The sequence below is a fragment of the Methanobacterium sp. genome, from assembly GCA_039666455.1.
Lineage (GTDB): Archaea > Methanobacteriota > Methanobacteria > Methanobacteriales > Methanobacteriaceae > Methanobacterium_D.
Map to the genome: position 1 here is coordinate 1 of JAVSLW010000028.1, position 24,963 is coordinate 24,963.

At 33.0% G+C, this 24,963-nt stretch carries 34 protein-coding genes and 3 pseudogenes; 17 read left to right on the forward strand and 20 right to left on the reverse strand.

Annotated features, from left to right (window positions below):
* From PQ963_07620 to PQ963_07655, 8 genes and pseudogenes are all read right to left on the reverse strand, one after another.
* Positions 1-1,992: NosD domain-containing protein (locus PQ963_07620; protein ID MEN4029530.1), on the reverse strand; the 1,992-nt coding region annotated here is incomplete at its 3' end.
* Between the two features lie 162 nt (positions 1,993-2,154).
* A complete protein-coding gene (locus tag PQ963_07625; protein ID MEN4029531.1) occupies positions 2,155-2,352 on the reverse strand; it encodes a hypothetical protein in 198 nt (65 codons plus the stop codon).
* A gap of 33 nt (positions 2,353-2,385) precedes the next feature.
* Positions 2,386-3,357 (reverse strand): tyrosine--tRNA ligase, encoded by a 972-nt coding sequence (locus tag PQ963_07630; GenBank protein ID MEN4029532.1) that lies wholly within the window; start codon positions 3,355-3,357, stop codon positions 2,386-2,388.
* Positions 3,358-3,459: 102 nt separating this feature from the next.
* Complete coding sequence (locus PQ963_07635) at positions 3,460-4,518, reverse strand: 60S ribosomal export protein NMD3 (protein MEN4029533.1); 1,059 nt, start codon at positions 4,516-4,518, stop codon at positions 3,460-3,462.
* Between the two features lie 50 nt (positions 4,519-4,568).
* Positions 4,569-4,976 carry a translation initiation factor IF-2 subunit beta gene (locus tag PQ963_07640; protein MEN4029534.1) on the reverse strand — a complete coding sequence of 136 codons (408 nt, stop codon included), beginning with the start codon at positions 4,974-4,976 and terminating at the stop codon, positions 4,569-4,571.
* Between the two features lie 178 nt (positions 4,977-5,154).
* Positions 5,155-6,099: pseudogene (locus PQ963_07645) on the reverse strand (minichromosome maintenance protein MCM).
* Positions 6,100-6,103: 4 nt separating this feature from the next.
* Positions 6,104-8,313: pseudogene (locus PQ963_07650) on the reverse strand (LAGLIDADG family homing endonuclease).
* A pseudogene (locus tag PQ963_07655) lies at positions 8,311-9,366 on the reverse strand (minichromosome maintenance protein MCM). Before PQ963_07655 ends, PQ963_07650 begins: the two co-directional pseudogenes overlap by 3 nt.
* Positions 9,367-9,513: 147 nt before the next feature.
* Here PQ963_07655 and PQ963_07660 point away from each other — a divergent pair.
* Positions 9,514-9,942, forward strand: coding sequence for a hypothetical protein (locus PQ963_07660; protein MEN4029535.1), 429 nt, complete (start codon positions 9,514-9,516; stop codon positions 9,940-9,942).
* Between the two features lie 45 nt (positions 9,943-9,987).
* Here the strand turns inward: PQ963_07660 and PQ963_07665 are convergent, their stop codons facing one another.
* From PQ963_07665 to PQ963_07675, 3 genes are all read right to left on the reverse strand, one after another.
* A complete protein-coding gene (locus PQ963_07665) occupies positions 9,988-10,218 on the reverse strand; it encodes a hypothetical protein (GenBank protein MEN4029536.1) in 231 nt (76 codons plus the stop codon).
* 150 nt (positions 10,219-10,368) lie between these two features.
* Positions 10,369-10,974, reverse strand: coding sequence for an RlmE family RNA methyltransferase (locus tag PQ963_07670; protein MEN4029537.1), 606 nt, complete (start codon positions 10,972-10,974; stop codon positions 10,369-10,371).
* A gap of 15 nt (positions 10,975-10,989) precedes the next feature.
* Positions 10,990-11,520: a metallophosphoesterase gene (locus PQ963_07675; GenBank protein MEN4029538.1), complete on the reverse strand. Its 531-nt coding sequence runs from the start codon at positions 11,518-11,520 to the stop codon at positions 10,990-10,992.
* Between the two features lie 251 nt (positions 11,521-11,771).
* Here PQ963_07675 and PQ963_07680 point away from each other — a divergent pair, with 251 nt between their 5' ends.
* The gene (locus tag PQ963_07680) at positions 11,772-12,275 is read left to right on the forward strand and encodes a hypothetical protein (GenBank protein MEN4029539.1); all 504 of its coding nucleotides are present in this window, start codon (positions 11,772-11,774) and stop codon (positions 12,273-12,275) included.
* 153 nt (positions 12,276-12,428) lie between these two features.
* Entirely contained in the window at positions 12,429-12,581 is a 153-nt protein-coding gene (locus PQ963_07685; protein MEN4029540.1) for a hypothetical protein, read from the forward strand.
* A gap of 112 nt (positions 12,582-12,693) precedes the next feature.
* Here the strand turns inward: PQ963_07685 and PQ963_07690 are convergent, their stop codons facing one another.
* From PQ963_07690 to PQ963_07710, 5 genes are all read right to left on the reverse strand, one after another.
* The gene (locus tag PQ963_07690) at positions 12,694-12,858 is read right to left on the reverse strand and encodes a hypothetical protein (protein ID MEN4029541.1); all 165 of its coding nucleotides are present in this window, start codon (positions 12,856-12,858) and stop codon (positions 12,694-12,696) included.
* An 80-nt stretch (positions 12,859-12,938) separates the two neighbouring features.
* Entirely contained in the window at positions 12,939-13,931 is a 993-nt protein-coding gene (gene ala / locus PQ963_07695) for an alanine dehydrogenase (protein MEN4029542.1), read from the reverse strand.
* Positions 13,932-14,036: 105 nt separating this feature from the next.
* Complete coding sequence (locus tag PQ963_07700) at positions 14,037-14,252, reverse strand: hypothetical protein (GenBank protein ID MEN4029543.1); 216 nt, start codon at positions 14,250-14,252, stop codon at positions 14,037-14,039.
* Between the two features lie 407 nt (positions 14,253-14,659).
* Positions 14,660-15,085 (reverse strand): hypothetical protein, encoded by a 426-nt coding sequence (locus tag PQ963_07705; GenBank protein MEN4029544.1) that lies wholly within the window; start codon positions 15,083-15,085, stop codon positions 14,660-14,662.
* Positions 15,082-15,336 (reverse strand): hypothetical protein, encoded by a 255-nt coding sequence (locus PQ963_07710; GenBank protein MEN4029545.1) that lies wholly within the window; start codon positions 15,334-15,336, stop codon positions 15,082-15,084. The genes PQ963_07705 and PQ963_07710 overlap by 4 nt, the downstream gene beginning before the upstream one ends.
* Before the next feature lie 437 nt (positions 15,337-15,773).
* On the opposite strand from PQ963_07710, the gene PQ963_07715 reads away from it, so the two are divergent.
* Genes PQ963_07715 through PQ963_07725 form a run of 3 tightly spaced genes read left to right on the forward strand, consistent with a single transcriptional unit; the run spans position 15,774 to position 16,756 of the window.
* The gene (locus PQ963_07715) at positions 15,774-16,223 is read left to right on the forward strand and encodes a hypothetical protein (GenBank protein MEN4029546.1); all 450 of its coding nucleotides are present in this window, start codon (positions 15,774-15,776) and stop codon (positions 16,221-16,223) included.
* Positions 16,224-16,268: 45 nt separating this feature from the next.
* A complete protein-coding gene (locus tag PQ963_07720) occupies positions 16,269-16,526 on the forward strand; it encodes a hypothetical protein (protein MEN4029547.1) in 258 nt (85 codons plus the stop codon).
* The gene (locus tag PQ963_07725) at positions 16,496-16,756 is read left to right on the forward strand and encodes a hypothetical protein (GenBank protein ID MEN4029548.1); all 261 of its coding nucleotides are present in this window, start codon (positions 16,496-16,498) and stop codon (positions 16,754-16,756) included. Before PQ963_07720 ends, PQ963_07725 begins: the two co-directional genes overlap by 31 nt.
* A gap of 81 nt (positions 16,757-16,837) precedes the next feature.
* Here PQ963_07725 and PQ963_07730 read toward each other — a convergent pair whose 3' ends face one another.
* Together PQ963_07730 and PQ963_07735 are read right to left on the reverse strand one after the other, a co-directional pair.
* The gene (locus tag PQ963_07730; protein ID MEN4029549.1) at positions 16,838-17,203 is read right to left on the reverse strand and encodes a hypothetical protein; all 366 of its coding nucleotides are present in this window, start codon (positions 17,201-17,203) and stop codon (positions 16,838-16,840) included.
* Positions 17,187-17,846 (reverse strand): SatD family protein, encoded by a 660-nt coding sequence (locus PQ963_07735; GenBank protein MEN4029550.1) that lies wholly within the window; start codon positions 17,844-17,846, stop codon positions 17,187-17,189. Before PQ963_07735 ends, PQ963_07730 begins: the two co-directional genes overlap by 17 nt.
* Positions 17,847-17,917: 71 nt before the next feature.
* On the opposite strand from PQ963_07735, the gene PQ963_07740 reads away from it, so the two are divergent.
* The 11 genes from PQ963_07740 to PQ963_07790 all read left to right on the forward strand — a co-directional run bounded on the left by PQ963_07740 (position 17,918) and on the right by PQ963_07790 (position 24,071).
* Positions 17,918-18,331, forward strand: coding sequence for a hypothetical protein (locus tag PQ963_07740; protein MEN4029551.1), 414 nt, complete (start codon positions 17,918-17,920; stop codon positions 18,329-18,331).
* Between the two features lie 741 nt (positions 18,332-19,072).
* Entirely contained in the window at positions 19,073-19,351 is a 279-nt protein-coding gene (locus tag PQ963_07745) for a hypothetical protein (protein MEN4029552.1), read from the forward strand.
* A 4-nt stretch (positions 19,352-19,355) separates the two neighbouring features.
* A complete protein-coding gene (locus PQ963_07750) occupies positions 19,356-19,733 on the forward strand; it encodes a DUF6516 family protein (protein ID MEN4029553.1) in 378 nt (125 codons plus the stop codon).
* 67 nt (positions 19,734-19,800) lie between these two features.
* On the forward strand, positions 19,801-20,109 hold the full coding sequence (locus PQ963_07755) for a UPF0175 family protein (protein MEN4029554.1): 309 nt from the start codon (positions 19,801-19,803) through the stop codon (positions 20,107-20,109).
* 30 nt (positions 20,110-20,139) lie between these two features.
* Complete coding sequence (locus PQ963_07760; protein MEN4029555.1) at positions 20,140-20,607, forward strand: hypothetical protein; 468 nt, start codon at positions 20,140-20,142, stop codon at positions 20,605-20,607.
* A gap of 34 nt (positions 20,608-20,641) precedes the next feature.
* Entirely contained in the window at positions 20,642-20,827 is a 186-nt protein-coding gene (locus tag PQ963_07765; GenBank protein ID MEN4029556.1) for a hypothetical protein, read from the forward strand.
* A gap of 259 nt (positions 20,828-21,086) precedes the next feature.
* The gene (locus PQ963_07770; protein MEN4029557.1) at positions 21,087-21,572 is read left to right on the forward strand and encodes a metal-dependent hydrolase; all 486 of its coding nucleotides are present in this window, start codon (positions 21,087-21,089) and stop codon (positions 21,570-21,572) included.
* A 385-nt stretch (positions 21,573-21,957) separates the two neighbouring features.
* Complete coding sequence (locus PQ963_07775) at positions 21,958-22,320, forward strand: hypothetical protein (GenBank protein ID MEN4029558.1); 363 nt, start codon at positions 21,958-21,960, stop codon at positions 22,318-22,320.
* Positions 22,301-22,900: a nucleotidyltransferase domain-containing protein gene (locus PQ963_07780; GenBank protein MEN4029559.1), complete on the forward strand. Its 600-nt coding sequence runs from the start codon at positions 22,301-22,303 to the stop codon at positions 22,898-22,900. The genes PQ963_07775 and PQ963_07780 overlap by 20 nt, the downstream gene beginning before the upstream one ends.
* 324 nt (positions 22,901-23,224) lie before the next feature.
* Positions 23,225-23,659, forward strand: a complete 435-nt coding sequence (locus tag PQ963_07785) for a nucleotidyltransferase domain-containing protein (protein MEN4029560.1) — start codon at positions 23,225-23,227, stop codon at positions 23,657-23,659.
* Complete coding sequence (locus PQ963_07790) at positions 23,625-24,071, forward strand: DUF86 domain-containing protein (protein MEN4029561.1); 447 nt, start codon at positions 23,625-23,627, stop codon at positions 24,069-24,071. The genes PQ963_07785 and PQ963_07790 overlap by 35 nt, the downstream gene beginning before the upstream one ends.
* Positions 24,072-24,233: 162 nt before the next feature.
* On the opposite strand, the gene PQ963_07795 is transcribed toward PQ963_07790, so the two are convergent.
* Together PQ963_07795 and PQ963_07800 are read right to left on the reverse strand one after the other, a co-directional pair.
* Entirely contained in the window at positions 24,234-24,563 is a 330-nt protein-coding gene (locus PQ963_07795; GenBank protein MEN4029562.1) for a type II toxin-antitoxin system PemK/MazF family toxin, read from the reverse strand.
* Positions 24,560-24,751 carry a hypothetical protein gene (locus tag PQ963_07800; GenBank protein MEN4029563.1) on the reverse strand — a complete coding sequence of 64 codons (192 nt, stop codon included), beginning with the start codon at positions 24,749-24,751 and terminating at the stop codon, positions 24,560-24,562. The genes PQ963_07795 and PQ963_07800 overlap by 4 nt, the downstream gene beginning before the upstream one ends.
* Positions 24,752-24,963: the final 212 nt, after the last annotated feature.

Below are 24,963 nucleotides of genomic sequence, written 5' to 3' on the forward strand. Positions count from 1 at the left end.
TCCATACCAAGTATTATCTGTTATATTGTTGTTTTGGATTGTGTTATCATTTGAATGGCTTAATTCAATTCCCATCCAACTATTATTTGTTATTTTGTTATTTTGGATTGTGTTATTATTTGAACTTGTGAGGGCAATTCCATAATGATCAATGTTTGTCACTGTATTACTCTGGATGGTATTATTATTTGAATAATAAAGCCATATTCCGTAAGGATTATTTGTTATTGTGTTTCCAATTAGTGTGTTGTTGTTTGAGTGCCAGAGGTAAATACCAGTTGCAGCAATGTTTGTTATGGTATTTCCAGTTATTATGTTGTTGTTTGAATAGTCTAGACGGATTGCATCCCAACTGTTTGTTATAGTATTCCCATTGACAGTGCAGTTATTAGCATCATTCAAATTAATACCATGTGAACTGGTTGCACAAATCAATGTAAAACCCTGAATTGTTGAACCACTACCACCAGAAGTAATAGTAATAACTGGTTTTGACGAATTTACAGTTTGAATAGTTACATTCACACCAAAAACAGGTCTTAAAATAAGTTGTTTATTTATAATAATGTTTTCAGTGTAGGTTCCGTTCTTAACCTCAATAATATGACCATTTAAAGTTAAATTATCATCTATAGCATCCTGGATTCGTGAATACGTTTTATTAGTATTTATATTGATTATTGGAAGATTAATTGTGTAATTTATGGTTTGAACCTGTGCCTGGTTACCAGCAGAGTCCACAGCCATTAACTTCAAAATAGTGGTAGTGGGGATGTTTATAGGGCTTACATACCTTGTGCTTGAAGTTGTGGGATCACTACCGTTAACAGTGTAATAAATTACAGGATTAGGGTCAAAATCATCCATTACAGTTAAAGTTACAACTGGTGCAGTGTTGTAAACTCCACCTGCAGGATTTACAGTTACTATTGGTGCTGTTGTATCAATATTTTCAAGGGTTACATTTGTTTGCATTAATTGATTAGCTAAAGTGGCTGTAATATTTGCAATACCTGAAATGGACGTTCCACGGTTAAATGCTGCATTAGCTTTACCATTACGTGTGCACGCTGTACCAGTAATAGTTCCTAAGTTAGTAGCAAAATTCACTGGAATATTATCCGGAATATGGCCCTGAGAAGAAGTGTCTCCACCTTGATTATTATGAGTTAAATCAGCTGTTATAGTGGAATTTTGGTTTGAAACAGTGCTAGGTGTGGCATTTACTTTTAAAACCAGCCATGGATCATAATTCACTATCCCATAATCTATATAGATATCAGTGGGGCTATTCCAGGATTCTGTTGGATTATTTGAACCCCACCAGTTATTCTGCGCATTTACTATTCCCTCTTCAATATAAAGTCCCCAATCATTCTGAATAATATTATTAAAGCTAATATTTGCTGCATAGAAACCATAAACATATAATCCAACCATATTGTGGGATATTGTGTTGCCATAAACTGTGTTATTAACACCATCCCGAATTTTGACACCATCCCATTGATTATGCTTTATATTACTATCTGAAATAATGTTATTAGAACCATGATTAATGAGAATACCCCTACAGTTATTATGAATTATATTTCCTAAAATTACATTATTATTAGAATTATCAATGTAGATGCTTGAACAATCAAAGCCTGTAGCTCCAGTTATAATGAAATTCTGTATAACCGAACCGCTTCCATTAATATTTATTCTAAAAACTGGAAGGTTAGGATCCAAAGCTTTTACAGTCACATTTCTTCCAGAAGCTCCTGTTAAAGTAAGCTTTTTATTTATAACAATATTTTCTATATATGTATAATCAGTTCCATTGTCATCGTTTACAATAATGGTATCATTCGAAGAAGCATTGTTTACAGCTGCTTGAATACTATTTCCAGGATTAACAGTCCAGTTAGCAGCAGATACTGTCCCCATAAACATTACAAATATCACAAAAAAGATTGTTATGACTAAAATTTTTCTTACATCATTCATAGCCCTTCCCCGACACGATTATTGCTACATATCGATTGAAAGGAACTAATATTTAATACTTTCGATTCATAAAGACTATAAAACTTACTTGGTTGGAAATATTCTCAGCCAACACATTCAAAAAAAAAAATTATAGTTAAAAAAATATAGGACCCTAAAGAGTTATTTTTTATTTTCTAACTCTTTAATTCTTTCATTTAAGGCCCTTATTATTATGTCCTGTGCGTCTTCAAGCTGTTCTTTTTCACCGTAAAGCACTGGCCCGTAATCAGTTTGTTTCACTTCTAACTCATGTTTTTCCAGTATTTCAGCAAGTATTTGCCCTGAAACTCCAGGAGGTATCCTCATTTCATATTTCACTAAATCACCTGTATATTTCATAAATTTTGTTAATTATTCTGTAATTTCATTTTCAAGATATTTCCGTACTGGCTTTAATATTTTAATTATATCTCTGGTTACAGCATTTTTAAGGTCTAATGGATGTAATTCACCATGACTGTATGATTCTAAAAGCTCACCATAGGTTAGTTCAAGATTTCCTCCAAATTTAGGCGGTCTTTCAATTAACATTGTATCATACTTATCATATATGAAGTGTTTTGCTATTTCTATGATTGGATTTCCTTCAATCAAGCCTTTAGGGCAGAAACTGTTCTTTATTTTCTTTTTAATGGATTCTGGAGAGTCATCAATGGCTATGAAATTTTCTTTGCTTGAAGACATCTTTTCACTGCCATCAGTCCCATGAAGAAGGGGTGTATGGATCATAACCGGTGCTGAAAATCCGATTCTGGATAAATTTTCTCTGGCAAGCATGTGGATTTTTCGCTGCTCCATTCCACCAACTGCAACGTCTGTATCCAAAAATAGCATGTCAACAACCTGCATAATCGGATATATGACTTCTGCAACTTTATGATCTTCTTTATGCCTTGTTATCTGGGCCATACTTCTTCTTGCACGTGCAAGTGTTGTTGAAAGTGCAAGTTCATATACTTTAAGGGTATAATTGTCTGCAGTCTGGAAAGAAGACCCTGAAATAAATTCAGTCTCTTCATTTAGACCAAATGCAAGGAAACATTTTTTCATATGGTCTGAGATTTCTCTAATTTCTTCAAGAGTTCCTTTTCCATTTAAATAGGCGTGAAAGTCTGCTAAAAGGATTTTAATCTTAAAACCTGCTTTTTGGAGGTCTATCATTTTTTTAACGGTGATAGCATGTCCAAGATGAACTTTACCTGAAGGTTCATAGCCTATATAAGCTACAGGAGAATCTTTCTGGAGTTTTTCTTTAAGTTCATCGTGGGATATTATTTCAAGCGTTCCACTTTCTATCATGTCTATTTTAGTATTTATGTCCATCATATCACCGTAAATTATCTAAAATTAGTATATTTTATCTAATTTAAAGAATCAGATAATTTATGTTATTTAAATCATATTAAACTTATATCTTAATACAATTTAAATATTTTGAAAATTCCCCACAATATGAATATCACTGTCAATTACAATTACTGATACCACTGACCCGACTGGAATATCTGCAGTTTCTTCATTAATTTTAATGTCTACAGGTTCATAAGAATCAGGATGCAGAACCTGTATTGAATCTGGAGTTTTTGCAGTTACAGTACTTTCTTTAATATCTTCTTTCAAAGCAACAGTTTCTATTTTACTGTAATCTCTCCACTGCACAGATATATTGCTTAAAGAATCCAGATCTTTAAAGATAACTTTTTTACCGTCAATACCAAGTACTTGCCCTAATGAGTTTCCATATTTAATAAAGTCATTAATTCTAAAATAAGGTATTCTAAGCGAAATCCAGATTCTATGCAGGTCTTTACCTGTTGATTTATCTCTCCCCATCAGTCGGGGTGATTCTTTTATTACACCCCCAAAACGATCCTTTAAAGTGCTTGCCAATCGTTTTGCAACCTTGTAAGAACCAACGTAATAGTCTATTCCTTCTTTAAGCACAGCACGCTTGGAAATGTAGGCCATCCTGTTTTTTCTGGAAAATTTATCGATGTTTTCTGAAATCAGAGCATCTATCACCGCAGCTTCTTCTTCATCAGGAACTCGGTTGTCAGCTCTAAACTGGATTACTGCTTCATAGTATCCTGATGCAAATTTACTGCACTGCGGACATACCGTTCTTATTATCTTGACATTAATTTTGTAGTCCTGCAGAATTGTCTGACCCAAAACATCAGCTTTGAGGTGAACAATGCATTCAATGATTGATCCTCGTGCGGATAGAGTTTCCACGTTAATTTCAGTCATTTCAGCATATTTATTTAAAGTTATATGTTTATTTATGGTGTTTAGAATAATTTCTTCATCGGACAATTCTAATTCATACCATTTACCACTAACAAGCTGTGATTCACAGTGGGCACATACAGTAATTTCTATTTCATCCGGAATACGTGCTAAAATCAGCTCTTTTAAAAAACATGACTTGCAGACGCCGTTTATAATTTCCTGGTCAGTTTCTCCGCATTTTGGACAAAACATAATCGATCATCAGGGAATTTATTAAAAAAGGATAAATAAAAAAAATCTATTTACAGGGTCTTTAGTGGAGCTTTTGCACCACAAGCTTCGCATTTTAACAAAAATATACGGTCTTCTCTAACTATTCGTGTATCTGGCCTGTTACACTCATGGCACATGATGAATCTTTTCACATAATCATCTATTCTGTCGTTTATGAGATAATGGGTGAACTTACCCTGCATAATGGCTCTGCTCCCTTCTAAATTTCCTGCAGTGCCTAATTCTCTTAATAAAAACTTGAGAAGATGCTGTGAGTCTCTGTTTAATGCTTCTGCAATTTCTTTGAAATTCTGTATTATGGTTCTATTTCCCTGAATTACAGAATAAGCACGGGGTACATTAAATCTTTTGGTTTCAAGAACCTTTTGTGGTAACTGGTCTATAGCCCTATCTAACAATTTATCATAATCGCTCATATTTTTAACCTCCCAAAAAAATTGCCCGAAAACTGTCAAAATCCCTCAATCTTCGATTTTGTGGGATTTTCGACGGCTTTGTTTTCGAGGGAATTCAGTAATCTTAAAATAATTTTTAAAATTAGAGATATTTAATATATGTCTTTTATAACATAAAAAATTAATGGTTGAATTTCAATTACACAGTTTTCAGATAACCTGCTTGAGGCTCAAATATCAGCCCTTGCTGCTTTAATTTGTTAATTATCTCCATAACTTTATCTTCACTTACATTGTACCGGTCTGACATTTCACCAGTTAATATGCTGACTGGAACTCTGCCCCCATATTCATCACTTAATTCTTTAATGATATCCAGGAGAACCCGAGCTTTATCTCGTTCTGATTTTGGTGTACGTCCTTCAACTTTGTCTATATCAACTTTACCTGTTTCAGGATCCATGCCAACCTGCTTCATACATTCCTGTTGCAGTCTGATGGCCCTTTTTGCATCTTCAGCAGTAACTTCTTTTCCTAAGCGTATTTTACAGTTTGCTTCAGATAAACGCACTAAAGCTTCCAGCTGACGTGCTGTAATTGGAACTGGAGAATCATCATCTTCTGCACTCCCCCTCATTCCCACATAAAACTCTTGAAGGACTTCGATAGCACCCTGCGTAAGCTGTGGATGAGTCTGTTTCCTTGCATAAGCGATATACTTCCTTAAAAGTTCAGGATCAATCTCAAAAGGAATAGAAGTATTTTTATGAATGTTTAAGATGTGTCCTGCAAGTTTTTTATCTCTCTCAGCATTTGGTTTATCCTCGACAATGAAGATCAGATCAAACCGGGAGAGAATAGGGGCCGGTAGATTTATCTGTTCTGCGATGGATTTATAACGGTCGAATCTCCCAAACTTGGGGTTTGCAGCTGCAAGCATGGCGCACCTGGAATTTAATGTAGCCATTATTCCGGCCTTTGCTATGCTTATTGTCTGCTGCTCAAGTGCCTCATGTATAGCAGACCTGTCTTCAGACCTCATTTTGTCCAGCTCGTCTACACAGACGTTTCCACGATCTCCTAAGACCAGTGCACCTGCTTCAAGTGACCATCCCCCCAGATCGTCTTTAACAGCTGCTGCTGTGTTATGGACCACTATCCCATTTGCTATGAAACTATGAGATTTTTCGACTGTTAGATCATAAACATAGTTATATGGCGAGTTGATGATTTCAACTTTCTTTATCTTTTCAAATAAAATGTCAGAATAAGCCAAGCTTTCAAGGTATTGAAGTTTTTCTCTAATTGTCTCTTCTTGAGCTTGTAACTCACTTAAAATCAAAGCAAGCGATGCACGCACTTTTTTATCTTTTATTCTTTTTGTAACTTTCAAAATCTCCGATTTTGAATGCCGGGGGAAATGTATTTCCTCGGCCACAAATCGAAGATTTGTTGGCCCAAACACTTCGTGTTTGACGGCTTTCAAAAGCTTCGCTTTTGATGCCACAAAATCAGAGATTTTGCAGGCTTCGTGTTCGGCGGGTTCAACAAGGATGTTAAACGGTACTTTTGTGTTCCTTCCTTTTCTTCTGAAATAGTCATAAAATGCCATTTTGTTTAATTTGAGCTCTTCATGACTCGAAAGTTTCCCAATTCCTGATCTAATCTCATCAGGTATCTCTATTTTGATATTTTCAATTGAAGCTTTTGATTTTAGGTTTCCAATAACTTTTTGAAGGGATTTTCTTGAAATAGCATCTCCTTTTTCAACTAAATGTCCAAAATTTGACCCATATGTTCCTTTAACGCTTATTCCATAGAAACTTCTTATTTCTTTTATAGTTTCTCCAATTCCAGGGATTACATCTATATTTGTGTCTATCTTCTGTTTCCTTCTTTTACTTAATAATTCCTGGAGTTTATTTTTCTTCTTCGGATGTTCAAATCCAATTAGCATGCCAAACTTTTCTGTTGTTTCTCCAGAAATTCGGATGACATACTGATCATTCCTCTTTATAACCTTTTTTCCTCTTATCTCTGTAATTTCTCCTTTAACTCCTCTCTTTCTTAAATGTGCTATTATTCCAAATCTTAGAAGTGCAAGTTGGAGTTTTTTAGCTAATTTTTCACTTGCCGTGTAAAACTCAATGGACGAGGAACCATTATCACTTATGACAACTGTTCCGTCGGAATCGAATAATCCCCTTATAAATGCTGCAAGTTCTTTATCTGGAAGAGAAAATATGATCTCACTAATATCGAGTCTATTAGATTTGGGGGATTCGGGAATACCGAGTCTGTTTAAAATATGTGCGATGATCTTTGAATGGAACCTAATACTTGGCACTCTTTCTTTCGAAATCCCACAAAATCTTCGATTTTGGGGCCTTCGAAAATCTTTGATTTTCGATGCCCCGGAAATTCGTAGAATTTCCGAGGGCCCCAAACACTCTGTGTTTGAGGGCTCTGATTTCGAATGCCCGAACACCTTGTGTTCGACGGCTTTTTGAAAACTTTCTTCTGGCTCGATCCCGAAAAGTTCGCCCACAATAGATTTGAATTTTTCTCTAAGCTCTTTATTGCTATTTGAAAACCTTATAGAATAACCACCGCGGGGTGTAATTCTAATATCTCCATCCCCAGCTATTAAGCCTGCGAAGTATAAAAATCTCTCATTTAAGTATTTAGGAAGCTTTATTGAATGTCCATGATATTGTGAAAAACCCTGAATTTTGTCACTTAACTTTTCCAAACTGTAACTGGTTTTTTTACTAAGTTTTAAGAGTATCTTTAAGTTAATATTACCTCGAGCATTTTCATTTGTCCAGTTATGATAAAGAAGGTTTTCATTAACTCCAAGCTCTTGGGCGAGTTCTCTAATGCTTTTTTCTTTCTTAATTTTCTTGATAAATTTTTTTACTAAGGGTTTTGCTCCGTAAACCACAACATTATCGATATCTTTGATAAGTTCGAGTGTTAAAACATTTTGTCCTCTGTGTTCTAATTTTCTTGTTGTTGCTACATGGTTGTTTTCTTCAAATCTTTTAGCTTCCATCCACCTTAATTCTCCATTTTCAAAGCTTAACACTTTTGTTTCTGGTGTTAAAATCAATTCCTTCCTCGTTTGTGTTGTTATTTTAACCAGTTTTTCCGGAGCTTTAAGTTTCCAGATTTTATCAGAGACTTTTGAAGATAGTTTTGTTGAATTAATAGTTTGAATTTTAATTGGTTTTTTAAGCGTTGATACATAAATCTCTGGTTTATATTCAATAGGTTTGGTGAGGTTTTTGCGGGCGAATTCCCCAATTTCAAATGCCCCTTCTTCTGTAAAGATTAAGCTTTCAGGAGCTACACACAGTCCAACACCACTTGTGCCCTTACCACTGGTGTAAATGCCACGTGGGGCCAGTTTTGAAACGTATTTAAGCATTTGGGATTTACCAATCCCTGGATCCCCTACAATCAGGATGTGGATATCTCCTCTTATTCTGGTTTTGTCCTCGAGCTCTTTGGGAGCTCCTCCAAACAATTGAAGAGCTATAGCTTCTTTTACTTCCCTGTAACCTTGAATTGAAGGTGCTGTGGAGTTAATTATTTTATTGTAAACATCAGGATTTTTTGCAAGTTCTTTTATTTTTTCCTCATCCTCTTCACTTATCTGGAGCTCTTCAAATTCCTGTTCCAGTGCTTCAATGTAATTGCAGTAAATATAATTTTTAAAGAGTTTTGTTTTTTCATCACGAACAGTTTTAAGGGTCCCGGTTATTCTTATGATATCTCCAGGGGTTATAGTGTCTACTAAATCGTCTTCTAATACAACATTAATTTGTCTTGGTTGTTCTCCACCAGATAAGTTCTCCAGAGGTTCCTGAAGTCTGGTTGTTTGGGTATCTAAAAATTCAGATTCTTCCTGGAGCAATCTAAATGATCTCCCCCCACAATCATTACAGAGTGCTGGTTCGCTAACCAGGTTGCTTTTCTGGGGAACTTCGTGAAGTCTCATACAGCTTCTACATTCAAACATTGCATTAATTATTCTTGGACGAATTTCATTGGTTTTCCTGATAATTCCGTCCACTGCAACAAATTTACCTATGTATTTACTCCTCAAATCCCTTAATGGAATAATATTACTTAAATTTTGGAATCTAACATTTAAATCCGCATTCTTACGTGTTGTATCAATGTTTTTAATAGCCTTCCCCGCAGCTTTTATAACCTCTTCTGGTTTTTCTATTAATAAATCTGCCAGATCAGGGTCGAACATTTCAAGTTGAAGGTAATCTACAACCACTGATCGTTCATCAGGATACTTTTCAAGCGCTTTAAAGATAGCGTCCTTGTATTCTGTGGAGAAAAAATCCTCAAATTTGGCTACTGATGTTTTTGATTTTTCTGTTATGGTGTCCATCGTTAAGTATATCTGTAAATTATAATAATATTCTTTACTATTAAATGCCAGAAAATGTCACTAAATTACAACTATTATATACAATGAAACCAGAATTAAATTAACTTTTAGATTATTTTTTATATTAAGAAGTTCCACGGTGATTAAATGAAGAGATCAAGATTAAATCTATTTAAGGCGACATCAATGACAATATCCCTTCTGGGCATAATTATGATAATAGCTACAGTAGGTGTTTTTACATATATTGCTATTCAGGGGTTATCGTCTCAGGTTTCTTCAAATGTGGACAGTGGTTCAGCTTATGATCAGCTTGCTGCATTAAAATCAGAATATTCTTCATTAAGTAACCAGTTTGATGTGGTTAAAAGGAAAGTTAACAGTTATGGGGATAAAAAAGCCAAAAATAATCTTTATAATACACAGATCGAGCTTGTAAAGGCCAATTCTGCAATTGGAGATGTAGAAAGTGCTTTATCATCAAACCTTCCTGCAGATGAGGTAAATAATAGAATCAGTATTGCTGCCAATCAGCTTCAAATAGCAAAAAATAGTCTTAATTCAGTACAGGGATGAGTTTAAATAAAAAGATCAATGATTGAAGATCAATGATTGAATACTTTAAAATGCCATTTTAAGTGTATCATGGAACCTTTCATTGATCTTGCACTGCAATGCTTGTCTTGCCTCCCTTTCACGTAATGCTAAGCTAATTGCTCTTTGAGCCATATCTTCTAACTCTTCGCGCGGCAGTTCTTTAATACGTCTAATCAGTGTATCTTTCTGTATGTATTCACTTTCAAGCAAGAAATAAAATGAGTTTTTGAAAAGTTTTTCATCTATGTTTCCCATGATATATTAAATTGATTTTTATGATTTATAAATTTTACCTATCCTGTTTTTAAATAATTATTTCAAATATAGTATTACTTAAAAAAAGGGGACATGTTAATTATTAATTTATGTAACCTTTTACTTTAAAATTCTAAAATTATTTCAAAATCAATATCTTTTCAGGGCTATTAAATACATTTCCATGCTTCCCTTTTTTGAAGAAGGTGGTTTGGTGGTTTTAACAATCTTAAACTCTTTTTTAACTTTTTTAAGGTATTCTTCAAATCCTTCCCCTTGAAAAACCTTGACAACCATATTGCCTCCGATTTTCAAAATGGAATCAGATATTTTCAAAACATTTTCGGCAATATCTATGGATTTTAGCTGGTCAATATCCTTTATTCCTGTTAATTTAGGTGCTGCATCTGATAAAATCACGTCAGCACTCAGGTCAAGTTCGCTTTCAATCTTATCAATAACATCTTTCTTTGTAAAATCTCCAGTAATCTGTACAAAATTATCCTCTTCAAAAGGCATGATCCTTTGTAAATCAACGGCAACAACCTTACCTTCCTCTCCAACAATTTCCAGAGCTACCTGGGACCAGCCACCAGGAGCAGCACCCAGATCCACCACATAATCACGAGCTTTGATAATTCTAAACTTTTTATTTAGCTGTAATAATTTATAAGACGCCCTGGAGCGATATTTCTCTTTTTTCGCCATTTTATAATAATGCTCTTTCTTTTTTTCTGTATCCCATCTTTTTCCCATGATACACATTCCTTTCTATAATCCTTTTTTTGGCTTAAAATTAAGTGCTTTACAGGTTGAATCAGCAATTTTTACTATTTGAGCATCTACTTTTTTGTTATCAAGTTCCAGAAGCATAACTGATGGATCAGATAATCTGGGAACAGTGGCACTACCTGGATTTAACATGAGTATATCTCCAACTTCTTTTATAAACGGCCAGTGAGTATGGCCTGTAATAAGCACCTCTACTCCCATTTCCATTGCCATATATTTCAATTGCTGGGTATCTCCCCTTGGATAAACTTCACCATGATTAAGGCCAACTTTTAGCCCTTCAATTTCAATAGAAATGCTTTTAGGTAATTTAATACCATAAGCCCTATCCATATTGCCTTCTGAACATTTAGTAGGAGCTATTTGCTCAAGTTCTTCCATAATACTCAAAGAAACCAGATCACCAGCATGTAAAATCAGGTCAACATTTTCAAATACTTTAAAAACCATTTCCGGTATTTTTGAAGCCCTTTCAGGGATATGAGTATCAGATATAACACCAATTAACATTTATTTTCTCCTACCAGATCAATAATTAATTTACACAGTTTATTTATAAAAACATTCCCTCAAATTCTGTGACCACAATCAAGATATTATACTAATTGCAATTTTTATTGTTTTATCTGGAAATAACACAACATAATAGAAAAAATTACATATGACAGAAATGTGAGGATATTCACATTTTGTTGTATTCAATTATATTTTACAGTGATTACAATATTTTTTTAGGGATAAAAAAAAGCTAAGATGATAAAATGGTCTCTATGGCTTGTAAATGGTTATTAGCATTAATTCTGGTAAACAATATCTTTTTATTTCCAGTTTATGCTAATCATTCGTCTCAAAGCGTAAGCGTTGCAATACATCCTTCAACTGCAGCTTCAATGACCTATACAGAAGATAATAGTCCAGTTATCCTACCGCTCCCTTTTGGAAATGGTGATTATATCGGAAATATACGATTTACAAACCCCTCTAATCAGAATACAGAACTCTGGATTAAAGTAAACGGAATTAATACTGAAACAGGAGACACTTTTAAACTGAATGATATAAAATACCGGATTCAAGGAACAGATAAACAAAAGGAATTAAAAGATTCGTATACAAAGGCAGGAGTATTAAATAATCCTGAGCAGGGAAGTAAAGAGATACCTGCCTTAAATTTCAACATAATGTCTTCAACAATACCCGATAATTGCACTGTACAGATATACATTACCAGTATAAAATACAATTCAACCGTTCCTGCAATTTAAGTTAAATTTAACACTCTTTTTTGCATTAAATAGGAAAGCAATTATATATGAATAACTCCACAGTTTATAAATGATTTTAAGATGAAATTTAATAATTTATAAACCGGATGGTTTAAAAACTTTGAAAATAATATTATAAATGGAGAGGTTTTATTGGAAATTAGAATTAAGGTTGAAGAGGAAGATGAAACGCCAGGAAAACTCCGGAACTTATTAAACAATGGTTTAAAAGGTAAATATGTTTTACAGTCCATTACTCAGGATACTGAAAAAGGAGAGTATATTTTTAGATATAAAAAGAGGTGAACTACCCTCCCACTAAAGAGCCTGTAGAACTTTCGAAAATAGTAAATTTTCGATGTTTACGAACATGTTCATAAAAACAAAAATCAAAATTTTTTGCGATGTTTACAAAACGTTAACCGCATTTGTTTAAAACCTTCATTATCTCAGATAGGTGATAATCAATGGTTTCAACCTGCTCTTTATTTAAAGACCTGGTCCGCATTAAAAAGCTGAATCGTTCGAAAACATGCCCCATTTTGTTCAGTACTTCGTTTCTATAAACTTTATTTTGGAACATTAAAACACCTGTTTTATTATTTTGTTTCACTTACAGATAAATTTAACTGTATATTAATAAAAAGAAAATAAATGAGTCCATTATTCCAGAAAATTCATTTTTTGCCCGATGTCCTGTTTAAGAGCCTTTCTGTAAACATTCCATGCTGTAACAATATCTTGAACAGCCAGTCCAGTTGAATCGAATACTGTAATTTCTTCATCTGATGTTCGACCGGGAACAGTGCCAATTATAACATCTCCAATTTTTCCATGGATATCGCTTCTTCTAACCAGGCCTTCATGAACAGGAATGTTAATTTCACCACTGTGTCTGGCCTGTTCCCAGCAATCAATAATTATAGTAGCTTTTTGAAGTATATGACTGTCAAGTTCCTGTTTACCTGGAGCATCAGCACCTATTGCGTTTATATGAGTCCCATCATCAACCCATTTAGATTTAACAACAGGTTCACGCACAGGTGTTGTGGTCAACAGAACATCTGCACCTTTAACAGCTTCTTTAATTGTATTCACTGCTTTAACATCAATTCCATATTTTTCAGACGCTTTTTTGGCGAAGTTTTCCCTTGTCTGGCATGTCCTGCATGAAACTCTAACCTCTTTAATGTCCATCACTTCGTTTATAGCTTCAAGACCGACTGCTGCCTGAACTCCTGCTCCAACAAGCCCAACTATTTCTGAGCTGTCTTTTGCCAGGTATTTTGTGGCAACTCCTGCTGCAGCGCCGGTTCTCATGTTTGTAATCCATGTTCCGTCCATTACAGAAATTGGAAATCCAGTTTGAGGATCTACAAGTTCTATTATGGCCATTACTGTGGGTAAACCGAACTTTTCAGGATTATCCGGATGCACGTTAACGTTTTTTACTCCTGATTCATCCATACCTCTGATAAAACAGGGCATGATCCTAAGATCTCCCTTGAATTTTTTATAGAACAGATATTTTTTTGCAGGCATCTGGACTTTTCGCTCTGCATGAACTTTATATGCAATTTCTACGCTTTCTATTATTTCATTCATGGTCATAAGGCTACTGATTTGACTTTGATTTAATAGAATTGTCTCATACATAGATAAACCTTGTTTCAGTTTGCATTTATACTATAAGGTGTTAAATTTCTGGAGATTTTTCAAGAATTCTTATAACCTTTGCCTTAGTTGTCTCTTTTGAAAATTTCATACAGCCACTTCTGCAATAAAGGTTTCGATAATTTCTTCTTTATCAAACGCTTCATTTCCAAAAGTTTCTATATGAAACTTTATAGCTGATTTAACATCTGTCAGGGCTTTTTCGTATGTATTACCTTCTCCAACAACAACACCTTTAAAACCAAGAGGATAAGCCACATATCCTTCTGAATGCTTCTCAACAATTATTTTTATTCTTTTCATAATCATCCCTTCAAAACTTTTTTACTTTTATACTCCTAATTTTAAAGCTAAACCAAACATTTTTCTGCATGGTTCTATAATTAGAACGTATGGTACAAAAATTAGAACAACTTAACCTGGAGCATCTGGCAACTAAAAACACCATAAAAATACTGAGGTTTCTTATACTAAAACCATACCTTTCTTTTAGTCTTAGCAAATTATCGAAAGAGCTCCTGATTTCTAAATCAAACGTTTTAAGGATTTTGAAGGTTTTAACTAAACATAATCTTATTTTAGAGCATAAATCAGGACGTAAAAAAGTTTATAAATAGTCATCTACATTAATTTCAACATTTATTAAATCCTTTTTCAGCATTTATATCAGTTCTATATCTTTTAAATGACATTGGCCAATAATAAATAAATTAAATCTCAATTTCTATTTTATTAAAATTCACCACTGGTTTTTTAGCATTTTTAGGTCCATGCTCAAATTTAAGAAGCCCACTTTCAGCTAATTTACTAACCTTGGGTTGTATTGTTTTAATATCCTTATTCATTATATGAGATAAGTTTCTTATTGATTTGGGATGCTCTTTTTTAATTACATCTAATAGTTGAAGATCAGACATTTTAAGGTCTGTATCTTGAATGAAAATAATGTCTTCCTGTTCTATTTTAGCTTCAGGATGCTCTAAATGATATATCCAATCATCTAAGTCGAGGGTGTAAAGCGGGTTTTCAGGGTCTTTTTCGATTAATCTTTTAAGTTTATCTATTGATTCATATTTTTCTTCCATTTGCTGGACAAATTCGGCTCCGGTCATTTCCCTTTTTAATTTTAGCATCATAATATTAACTTCCTTAATTTTTCAAAGTCTATTTTATTTTCTTCTAAAATATGCTTTATTATTATCTTTTTAAGGATTTCAGGGTCTTTAATTTTTAATTCGGCTCTATCAGAGTGTATGTGAACTCCATGATAATAATTGTCTATTTGTAGCCTGTCAGGCATTACGATAATAGCCCAGCCTCTTTCAGTTTTTCGGTAAATAAAGGTTCGGTTACCTATTTGTGTTTTTTCGCTACTTTCCCTTTTCATGTTATACTATTCCCTTCATCATATATATAAATATCATGGTATAAATACCATCACATAATGACTGTAAAAACAAACTACTACTAAGAACTCCTTTGCAAAGAAGCTTACTTTTAATCTTTAAAGTGAAATTCTTTTTCATTTCTATCATTCTCTATATTTCTGATTTTAGATTACTTAATTATATCTAATTCTATAAATTATGACTATACAATTAGTTTATTGTCCTAATGTTACAGGAAAACAAATTTTTAAAGTGTTTTTCACTAAATAAACTTAATCAGCGTTTATTGATGCAAAAAAATACTGATAGGAGCATAATCAAAAATTAGGCATTTATAACTTGAAATATTAAGCAGATGGATAGAAAATCCAATACTATTTCCAGAAAATATCAAAAAACAATAAGCCTATTAACATGATAAACAAAAAAAAATCACATGAACCTTAGAATCATCACCGGATTCATACTTATCCTCATTTTAACCATTTTATGCATCAATTACAATGCCAATTATGAATCCCACCTTGAATATCCTTCAACCGGCGCTATTTTAGCGGAATATCCCGAAAATTCCACAGTATATGTTTCTGGAGAAGTAACCAGCCTAAACAATGATGGATTTGAGCTTCAGGATAATTATAACGGCAAAAAAGTAAGATACATAATTGAAACATCTAAAAAAGCTGGAATCGGCGATAATGTACAGGTGGTTGGAATACTCGGCCCTTCTTTTAACGTTAAAAGCACTGAAATTATTGTAATGAAGAAGTGGAGCTATGAATTCGTTCTTTTAAGGTCAGCTCTGGCCCTGGTTTTCCTGATTTTTATCTTCTTCAGCTACTGGAAATTTGACTTTAAAATATTTGAATTTATGAGGAAAAAATAAAATCAAAAAGTTAATCGTGAGGATAGAAAAGCTGAGAGGATAGTTATGAAAACAGTATTGAGTAAACTGGAAGAAATATTGGTAGGTACAATGAAGGTTGATGAAGTAACACATAACCAGTTAAAAAACATATCTCAGCGTAAGAAGATGCCTTTGGAAGATATAGTTAAAGATGCTATAACAGAGTATATCAAGAAATATGAAAAAGAAGTAGAGGTAGAGAAGGATGCTATATTCGAACTCATAGGCAGCTTTGAAACCAAAGAGGGCGATTGGAGCGAAAGAGACGATTGGAGAGAGTGAATGGAATATATCGATACAGGTGCTCTCATGCCTTAAGCGACAAGAAGAATAAGAATCACAAAAGAGCAGTGTTATATTTCAAAACAGCAGTTAAAAGAGGAGTAATATTTCTCCTTGGAAAGCATGTGCTGGTCGAATATATTGATGGCGTTGCTAAATGTGCATTTCAAATAACAGGAATATTTCAAACCTATTTATCAGACAGCCTCTTAAAAGATAGAAATCATTAATTATGATTCATCTCAAATGAATTTTTAACACCATTTTTAGCATTCATATTTATTACCTTTATTGTTATCATCATCATTTACTTATAATAAGTTAAAATCCATTATAGCTTTCAAAATTGCTCCAAAAATTATTGAATATGTTACATTAACCATATTCCCTGCCAAGTAATATAGAGAATTCTTTTTAATGTCTTCTTTCCTTATTATTGTTTTTGCAGCAAAAATTATTGCCAGTGCTGTGTAAGCATTTAACAAAATTAGCGTTATTATCAATATATTTTCACATTTGCCAATTATAAAGCCAGTATCCCACTGTTTATCTTCTGCAATTCCTTTTTTATCCTTTTTAGACGCTTTTGATAGAGCAAATCTTACAACAAAGCCGCTGGTTAAAACCAGAATTATATAACCCGCCACAACTATGATGACTTTAGTAATGTCGTCCATCTATGTCCTCCGATATAATTTTTAGAATTTCGTCTAGATCATTCTCTATTTTTCTTAATTCCTTCCAATTTGATGATTTTATGTGATACGAGACTGCTTGCTGTGTTAATCCCAATTTTTTAGCTACAGCTTTTTGATCTTCTTTTTTTTCATATTCTTTTATTATCCTTGTTTTCTTTAAAGACCAGTTTTTCTTTAATAAATATATTAAGTTTATATTATTGGTTATTAATTTATCTATTACGATGCTTCCCCTATCCATTTTAAAAATTAAAGTTTCTCCCTTTAGCAAGTGCATTAAATCCGATGCTCTATGGAAAGCGGGCCCATCCATCTGAGAGACTTTTTTAGTAGATAATCCAGTGTCTACATGTCCTTTTACTAAAACAAATCGCATAGAATAAGGGTATAATCTATTTAGTATTAAACTTATAATTTTATATAAGTTGTTTATTTTTTCCAGTAAGCATCCAATTTCATCCAAACCTTTTATTATCTCAAATTTTGCGTACATATCCTCTTTATAGAGTTCATTTAATTCAAAACACGTGTTTATTAATTTTTTTTGAAATTCTTCCCTGTTTTTTATTTTTTTTGATGAAATTACATCTCCCAATAATACATAGAACTCATCATTTTTCATAAAGAATTATCTGTAACTTAAGATATATAAACAAAATTATTTTTTGTATCATTAATTTACAAATTTATTATTTGTATTTGATAAAAACAAAATTATTTTTTGTAAAATTCGATAATTATCAGATATTCTGTTTCAAGTCCATTTTCACGCTATTTATAATTTACATCATTTTAACCATTTTATGCATCAATTACAACACTAATTATGAATCCCACCTGAAATATCCTTCAACCAGTACTATTTTAGCGGAATATCCAGAAGGATCCACAGTATACGTTTCTGAAGAAGTAACCAGCCTAAACAATGATGGATTTGAGCTTCAAGATGACTATAACGGCAAAAAAGTAAGATACAAAATTGAAACATCTAAAAAAGCTTCTATTGGCGATATTGCACAGGTGATTGGAATACTCGGCCCTTCTTTTAACGTTAAAAGCACTGAGATTATTGTAATGAAGAAAGGAGCTATGAATTTGTTCTTTTAAGGTCAGCTCTGGCCCTGGTTTTTCTGATTTTTATCTTCTTCAGCTACTGGAAATTTGATTTCAAAACAATGAAACACCTCGAAATGTGAATCAGGCTTTGAATTTGCTTGCTGATAATCATTTTGAGTATGTTAAGTCAGCATGTCCAAATTGTGAGTCAAGAAATGTGACTCGGCAGGGATATCAAGAGAGAAACCCTATTTTAGGTGAATTCGGCTCTCAAAGGATTTATATGCAAAACTTACAAAAACTTCGTTTTTGTGCATTCGAAATCGAAAACCTCAAACACTACGTGTTTTGGGCCGCCGAAAACCGTAGGTTTTCGAGGCCGTCAAAAAATCGAAGATTTTTGAAAGCCGTCGGAAATCGTAGCCCACGAACACGGAGTGTTCGGGGCTCCAAAATTCTCCGAATTTTGTGGGATTTCCGGGCATTCGAAATCAAAGATTTCGAAAGACTCACACAATACACTCAAAACCCAAACGTGCCACGAACAATTAGCTGCAATGAAAACTACTACAGACAAACACTACCAGATGAATTAAAAAGAAAATTCAAAACTCCAAACGGAATAACCAACTATCTACAAAAACAAATGAAAAACTGGACAGGAAAACACATAAAAAATACCAACTCCCAATAACTTTACAGTCCCCTTAAATCTAAAAATTTTAATAGAATTAAATCAATAGGATATGTATAAAAGTTTTTCTATGAAGTCGTATGAAAGGAGAGAAAAAAATGGATGTGATTGCTGAAGTAAGTAAAATTATAAACATCCCTAAAAAGGAGATTATAACCAAGGGAATGCTTGCTTTCATAGAAAAAGAAATTAGACTGGCAGAGTTAGACCTTGCAGATATCAGGGAGAGATATGACGTAACTACCAAAGAAGAGCTTTATAATAGAATAAAAGCCAGGGAAATAGAGAGCCATCCTGCATGGGAAGATTATATCACCTGGAAAAACAAGGAAGAATACATTAAGGATCTTAAAGATAAACTAAAGGTTATCCGGTGATTCATTGTACCAGTTATACTTGAAACTCGGTTCCATCGCCAAAGATGAATTCAGTGATATCGTGGCTTCAACCCGATTTATTGGTGGGAAGACCTCATTACCTAATAAATTAAGGATTTATTTCTTTGATGACAGCTTTTTAGATGTCTGGCTTTCCCGTGATGGTGATTATTCATATCATTGGGAACATAGAGCTCAAAGAGGCCTGTTACACCGATGGGATAATGCGCCTGATCACTTTGAATTAAACACGTTCCCTGAGCATTTCCATGATGGCTCTGATAAAAATGTTAAAGAAAGCACTTTAAATCATGATCCCAAAAAAGCCATTAGATACGTGCTTAATTTTATCAAAAATAAATTGAAAACCTTTGAAAGTTGATAAGATCATTTAATTCAAGAATAATTTTGTGATGACATAATCTAATAGAAAAGCTGAGGGGATAGTTATGAAAACGGTATTGAGTAAACTGGAAGAAATATTGGTAGGTACAGGGAAATACACCAGTAAGAAGGAGTTTATAGAAGATGCTTTGCGTGCGCTCCTCAGGGCAAAGCCAGAGTTGAAAAGAGATGTAGCAATAGAACTGTATAAAAAGGGAGAAGTATCTCTGTCCAGAGCTGCTGAGATCTGTGGACTGAATATAGAAGATTTTAAGGAGGTGTTGAAAGAGAGGGGCATTAAAATTTCAGTTCCAAGTATTCCCATCAAAGAAGTTGACGAAGAGGTAAAGAGAATATTAGAGACGGTCCGATGATTGTTTTTGATACTGATATTTTGAGCATGTTTGCAAAGAATAGATGCAGTTGATTTACTGAAGCATCTTTTTGATGATAGAGCAGTAATGACACCTAAGATAAGGGATGAAATTTCTGTGCCTCTAGAATATGGATATACGTCTCCATTAAAAGTGATTTCAACAATAAGAACTGTACCTTTAAGCAAGCAAGCATTAGAAGAATATGAAAGACTTCAAGGAAATCTAAGCTTAGGAAAAGGAGAACTGGAAGCAATCGCTTATTGTAAGACATATAAATGTACATTTGCAACCAATGACATAAAAGCAAGGGGATTTGCAAAGCGTGAAGGGGTTTCTGTTATCTCTTTACAGGCGATTTTGAAAACTCTCTGGAAAAAGAAGATAAAGAGCAAGGAAGAAGTCAAGCAAATACTTGAAAGAATTAAAGATGCAGATAATCTGGCGGTAAGCAGAGACGTTGAAATGGAAATATTTAGGGATGAAGGATCAATCTGAAAATCTCAATATTCTCAGGAGGTGAAAGGAACACATGAACATTCAAGAAATTGAGAAGAAATTAATCGAACTGGATAAAAATCTACATTCGATACTGGAAATGGTGAGAGAAGCGAAGAAGTCTGAAGAGGATGTTGTAGAATCTGTTGCCGGAGTGTGGGGATACGATGTGGATAGTGTGAAGTTCGTGAGAGAATTGAGGAGAACAGAGCAGGTATGAAACTTTTCATAGACACCTCGATCTTTGTGGATGCTTTGAGGACTAAGTAATTTGAGTCATCTAAATCTCTATTCAAGAGTTTACAGGAAGGGGATAAAGGTTTCACTTAATAAAAGCTCTGAAATTATTGTAATGAAGAAATGGAGCTATGAATTCATTCTTTTAAGGTCAGCTCTGGCCCTGGTTTTCCTGATTTTTATCTTCTTCAGCTACTGGAAATTTGACTTCAAAATATCTGAATTTACAAGGAGACGGTAAGATGCCAGACTGGATAACTCATGTTTTGGTTGCTTGGACTATTTGCACAGTTTTAAGCTTTAAATCTAAACAGTTTAATCCAGCAAATACAGCTATCTGCATGGTGGGAGCGTTAATTCCAGATGTCTATAAAATAGTGATACCACTTGAATATTTGGGTGTATATGCCTGGAACTTTATTCTGCCGTTCCACATGCCTGTAGGATCTTTTATAATTGCTACAATATTTTCATTATTCTTTAAGGAGCAGAAAACAGTGCTGTTGTTTCTTTTATTAGGGGTTTTAACTCATTACATGCTGGATTTGCTTCTTACGAATTTAAGTGAAGGTATATATTTGTTGTACCCGTTTTCGTGGAGTAGCTGGCAGTTCGATGTTATACCTGTTGATGATCTGAAAATTACTGTAATATCAATAGCTCTTGCTGTAGTGGTTTATTTTGTTTCATTTTGGAGGAAAAGAATTATTTTGAGTAATAAAACTTAAATCACTTTAAAAAATATATCTAAATATTTAAAACATCTCAAACACAGGAAATACATACTATTTAGTATTCAGTTAAAAAAATATGGTCACACTAATGTCATCGTGGTGACAAAAAAATCTGAATTTTACCTGAAAATGTCACCAGAGTGACAAATTTAACTTTGCTACATATTATAGAATAGTTAATATTCTTTAAAATTACAATTTAACTTGATAATGAAAAATAGAATAAATTCAACTTTTAAACTTCCCTCTTTTAGTTGTAAATCTGATTGCAAATCTTTCACCTGGTAACTTTTTTATACAATTGAATACAATTTTTATTCGGTCAATAAACTTTGAATATATTAATAGAGATCTTAAAATAGAATTAATAGATGATTAAATGAATGAAGAAGGACATAAGAAAAAAGCAGAAGAAATCGAATCAGCCTTAAATGAATTACTTCCAGATCCTGAAGGTAAATATGTGGTTGCTATAACTGAATTAACTTATGGAATCTTACAGCACTTAATCGCATATAACATGGAAACTAAATATGGGAGACATTTAGATACACACGTTGGCTTACCAAGAGAACTTCGTAAAGCCCAAGAAACTGAGATAGCAGAAATTTTCGAAACTCTGGACTCTTTAAGGGTTGGCAGATGGTACGGTTCTAAAGGAAACGGAGATGTTGTTAAGAAATGCCTGGAACTTATCGCAAAAGTCAAAGAATGGGAAAAGTATGATAGAAGAGGAATTTAAATTACCGCTTATGGACTTAATTGAAAAAGCTGGTGAAATACCTAATTTGATTGCTATTATATTATTTGGTTCTGTAGTTACAGGTGGTGTCTCTAAAAAGAGCGATATAGACCTGCTACTTGTTTTCGATACAGACCATAATCCTGAAATAGGGAAAGAATCAGAAATAGCCCATAAAATAGCTACAGAAATTTCTATTAAACACGATTTAAGACATCCTTTCTCCCTTATATTTGTCAATAAGAGACATATGGAGGAGATAGAGCCTGATTTTCTCTGGAATGTGGCTAAAGAAGGAATTTTGATCTGGAGTCGACCGGTGGATATTTTAATGGGAGAAAATCATCCTTCTTTAGAGCCTATGATACTTATCAAATATTCCACTAAAAATTTAGCCGAAAAAGAAAAAAGAAAATTGTTAAGGAGTCTTTATTCATCCAAAAAAAAGCTAATAAATAAAGAAAAGGAAAGATTAGGGCAAGGAATTATTTTAACCACTGCAAAAAAATTTGATAAACTTAAAGACCTTCTGGACTCATTTAACACGAACTATTCTGTTAAAAAAATATGGTCACACTAATGTCACCATGGTGACAAAAAAATCTGAATTTTACCTGAAAATGTCATCGTGGTGACAAAAAAAATCTGAATTGCAGTACGTATTTGGAATATTTAAATTTGAAGGTGAAAGAATGAATAGAATCACAGATAAAGCTGTTAAAAAATAGATAGATAGTTTTCTGGAGATGGTTAATAAAGAAATATTCGCCTGAAAAAATCTTGATATTTGGAAGCAGAGCCAGAGGAGATTATCTGATTGACAGGGATGTGGATATGAAAATTTTTAAATAATAAATCATAATTCTTATAAAATGAATAAATATCTACTGTTAAGGTGCTCTAAATGATGGATTTTAAAACCCATAAAATAGATGAATATAAACGGAAAAAAATTAAAGAGAATATTGCCTCTGCTTTAGAATTAAAAGAAGAAATAATCTTTGCTTATATTCATGGATCATTTCTAGAAGACTATTTTAGAGATGTTGACGTGGCAATCTACCTTAAGAAAGTGGGAAGTAAAAAAGAGATTCTTCAATATGAATTAGCTCTTGAAAGAGAACTTGAAGAGATCGTTGGCTTTCCAGTTGATATCAGAATTATTAATTATGCACCTTTATCCTTTAGATTTAAAGTAATAAGAGATGGAGTTCTTCTTTTCAGCAAAGATGAAGGAATTAGAAGTGATTTTGAATCATTAAGCATAGTAAAATATCACGATTTTAATTTCATAAGAAAAATGTATGGGAGAGAGGCTCTTGGCATCCGAATTCGATGAAGATAAGATATTTAAATTATCTTCAGAAGTCTTTAACTCATTAGATATGTTAAAAGAACTTTCTAAACTACCAAAGGATGATTTTTTAGAAGATAAATTTAAAGTAGCCAGTGCCAAATACTTCCTGATAGTTTCAATTGAAGCAACAATCGATATGTGTAATCATCTCATCTCAAGAAATAGATTTCGAATACCAGAAAGTTATGCAGATACATTTAAGGTAATTGCAGAGTGTGGAGTTATATCTAAAGATTTAATGGAAAAATTAATAGAAATGGCAAAATTCAGGAATAGATTGGTCCATATTTATTGGGAAGTAGATGAAGAAGTCATTTATGAAATAATAAAAGAAGACATTAGAGATATTGAAGAATTCATGGATAAATTTATGGAATTTTTGAATAAAAACTGATTAATTTAATTTTGACTCATAACTCAAAGAATATAATAAAATCACCTAAAACAATTAAATATACCTAAATAATCATTTAAAGGTCTTTTCTTTTGTAAATCTTATCATTGGGTCTAAACTTTATAGAAAAGTTATAAATTAAAACTTGAAAACTGATTAAGATTATATTTCAAATATATTTCTTAATTTTCCATTAACTTCAGACCTTAAATCATCATCCAGTTCCCCTAATTCACCCATAATCAAATCTTTTAATACAGTGGCAATTTTATCCAGCTTTATAACTGAATCAAGTTTTAATCCTGATTTTTTAAAGCCAGTATGACTTTCTTTCAATACGATATCTACATTAGATGATTTATGTGGTATTTTTGAGGATATAAATGATAGAACTACATCTTTTTCCCCTTCATAAATAACCAGAGCAGGTCTAAGTTTGGCTGCAGTTAAATCTGTAAAAGGAAATGGTACAAGAACTATCTTTCCTTTCATTTATATCTTACCTTCAAATCCTTTAACCTGTAAATATCTGGTTCATTTTCAAAAAATTCAGATAAAGACTTGTCTGATAGCTTCATCAATGATGAAATTTCCTTTTCATATAAAAGTTCATCCACCTTTTTTGAAATTTCCATTACCTGTTGTTTTATATCCCTAATATCAGCTTCCATATCAGTCATGAACTTACGCCCCTTGATAATTAATTTATTATTAAGCATGTAGTAGCTTGATTTATACTTACATTAAAGCAAGGAAAATCTAATTGTTTTATATTTCTAATTTTAGATTATTTAATTATATCTAATTCTGGGCTCTGTAAAGCTATTGGGGTTGAGCAGATTTACTGAAATATTTTTGACTTAATAATGTCTTTGTTTACTGAAAACAATAA

Bases quoted from the DNA above. Each gene is read 5' to 3' on its own strand.
- PQ963_07630 (MEN4029532.1), bottom strand. From the start codon at position 3,357: ATGGACATAAATACTAAAATAGACATGATAGAAAGTGGAACGCTTGAA.
- PQ963_07635 (MEN4029533.1), bottom strand. From the start codon at position 4,518: ATGTTTTGTCCAAAATGCGGAGAAACTGACCAGGAAATTATAAACGGC.
- PQ963_07640 (MEN4029534.1), bottom strand. From the start codon at position 4,976: ATGAGCGATTATGATAAATTGTTAGATAGGGCTATAGACCAGTTACCA.
- PQ963_07660 (MEN4029535.1), top strand. From the start codon at position 9,514: ATGAAGAGATCAAGATTAAATCTATTTAAGGCGACATCAATGACAATA.
- PQ963_07665 (MEN4029536.1), bottom strand. From the start codon at position 10,218: ATGGGAAACATAGATGAAAAACTTTTCAAAAACTCATTTTATTTCTTG.
- PQ963_07670 (MEN4029537.1), bottom strand. From the start codon at position 10,974: ATGGGAAAAAGATGGGATACAGAAAAAAAGAAAGAGCATTATTATAAA.
- PQ963_07675 (MEN4029538.1), bottom strand. From the start codon at position 11,520: ATGTTAATTGGTGTTATATCTGATACTCATATCCCTGAAAGGGCTTCA.
- PQ963_07680 (MEN4029539.1), top strand. From the start codon at position 11,772: ATGGTCTCTATGGCTTGTAAATGGTTATTAGCATTAATTCTGGTAAAC.
- PQ963_07690 (MEN4029541.1), bottom strand. From the start codon at position 12,858: ATGTTCCAAAATAAAGTTTATAGAAACGAAGTACTGAACAAAATGGGG.
- ala (MEN4029542.1), bottom strand. From the start codon at position 13,931: ATGTATGAGACAATTCTATTAAATCAAAGTCAAATCAGTAGCCTTATG.
- PQ963_07700 (MEN4029543.1), bottom strand. From the start codon at position 14,252: ATGAAAAGAATAAAAATAATTGTTGAGAAGCATTCAGAAGGATATGTG.
- PQ963_07705 (MEN4029544.1), bottom strand. From the start codon at position 15,085: ATGATGCTAAAATTAAAAAGGGAAATGACCGGAGCCGAATTTGTCCAG.
- PQ963_07710 (MEN4029545.1), bottom strand. From the start codon at position 15,336: ATGAAAAGGGAAAGTAGCGAAAAAACACAAATAGGTAACCGAACCTTT.
- PQ963_07715 (MEN4029546.1), top strand. From the start codon at position 15,774: ATGAACCTTAGAATCATCACCGGATTCATACTTATCCTCATTTTAACC.
- PQ963_07720 (MEN4029547.1), top strand. From the start codon at position 16,269: ATGAAAACAGTATTGAGTAAACTGGAAGAAATATTGGTAGGTACAATG.
- PQ963_07730 (MEN4029549.1), bottom strand. From the start codon at position 17,203: ATGGACGACATTACTAAAGTCATCATAGTTGTGGCGGGTTATATAATT.
- PQ963_07735 (MEN4029550.1), bottom strand. From the start codon at position 17,846: ATGAAAAATGATGAGTTCTATGTATTATTGGGAGATGTAATTTCATCA.
- PQ963_07745 (MEN4029552.1), top strand. From the start codon at position 19,073: ATGGATGTGATTGCTGAAGTAAGTAAAATTATAAACATCCCTAAAAAG.
- PQ963_07755 (MEN4029554.1), top strand. From the start codon at position 19,801: ATGAAAACGGTATTGAGTAAACTGGAAGAAATATTGGTAGGTACAGGG.
- PQ963_07765 (MEN4029556.1), top strand. From the start codon at position 20,642: ATGAACATTCAAGAAATTGAGAAGAAATTAATCGAACTGGATAAAAAT.
- PQ963_07770 (MEN4029557.1), top strand. From the start codon at position 21,087: ATGCCAGACTGGATAACTCATGTTTTGGTTGCTTGGACTATTTGCACA.
- PQ963_07775 (MEN4029558.1), top strand. From the start codon at position 21,958: ATGAATGAAGAAGGACATAAGAAAAAAGCAGAAGAAATCGAATCAGCC.
- PQ963_07780 (MEN4029559.1), top strand. From the start codon at position 22,301: ATGATAGAAGAGGAATTTAAATTACCGCTTATGGACTTAATTGAAAAA.
- PQ963_07785 (MEN4029560.1), top strand. From the start codon at position 23,225: ATGATGGATTTTAAAACCCATAAAATAGATGAATATAAACGGAAAAAA.
- PQ963_07790 (MEN4029561.1), top strand. From the start codon at position 23,625: ATGGGAGAGAGGCTCTTGGCATCCGAATTCGATGAAGATAAGATATTT.
- PQ963_07795 (MEN4029562.1), bottom strand. From the start codon at position 24,563: ATGAAAGGAAAGATAGTTCTTGTACCATTTCCTTTTACAGATTTAACT.
- PQ963_07800 (MEN4029563.1), bottom strand. From the start codon at position 24,751: ATGACTGATATGGAAGCTGATATTAGGGATATAAAACAACAGGTAATG.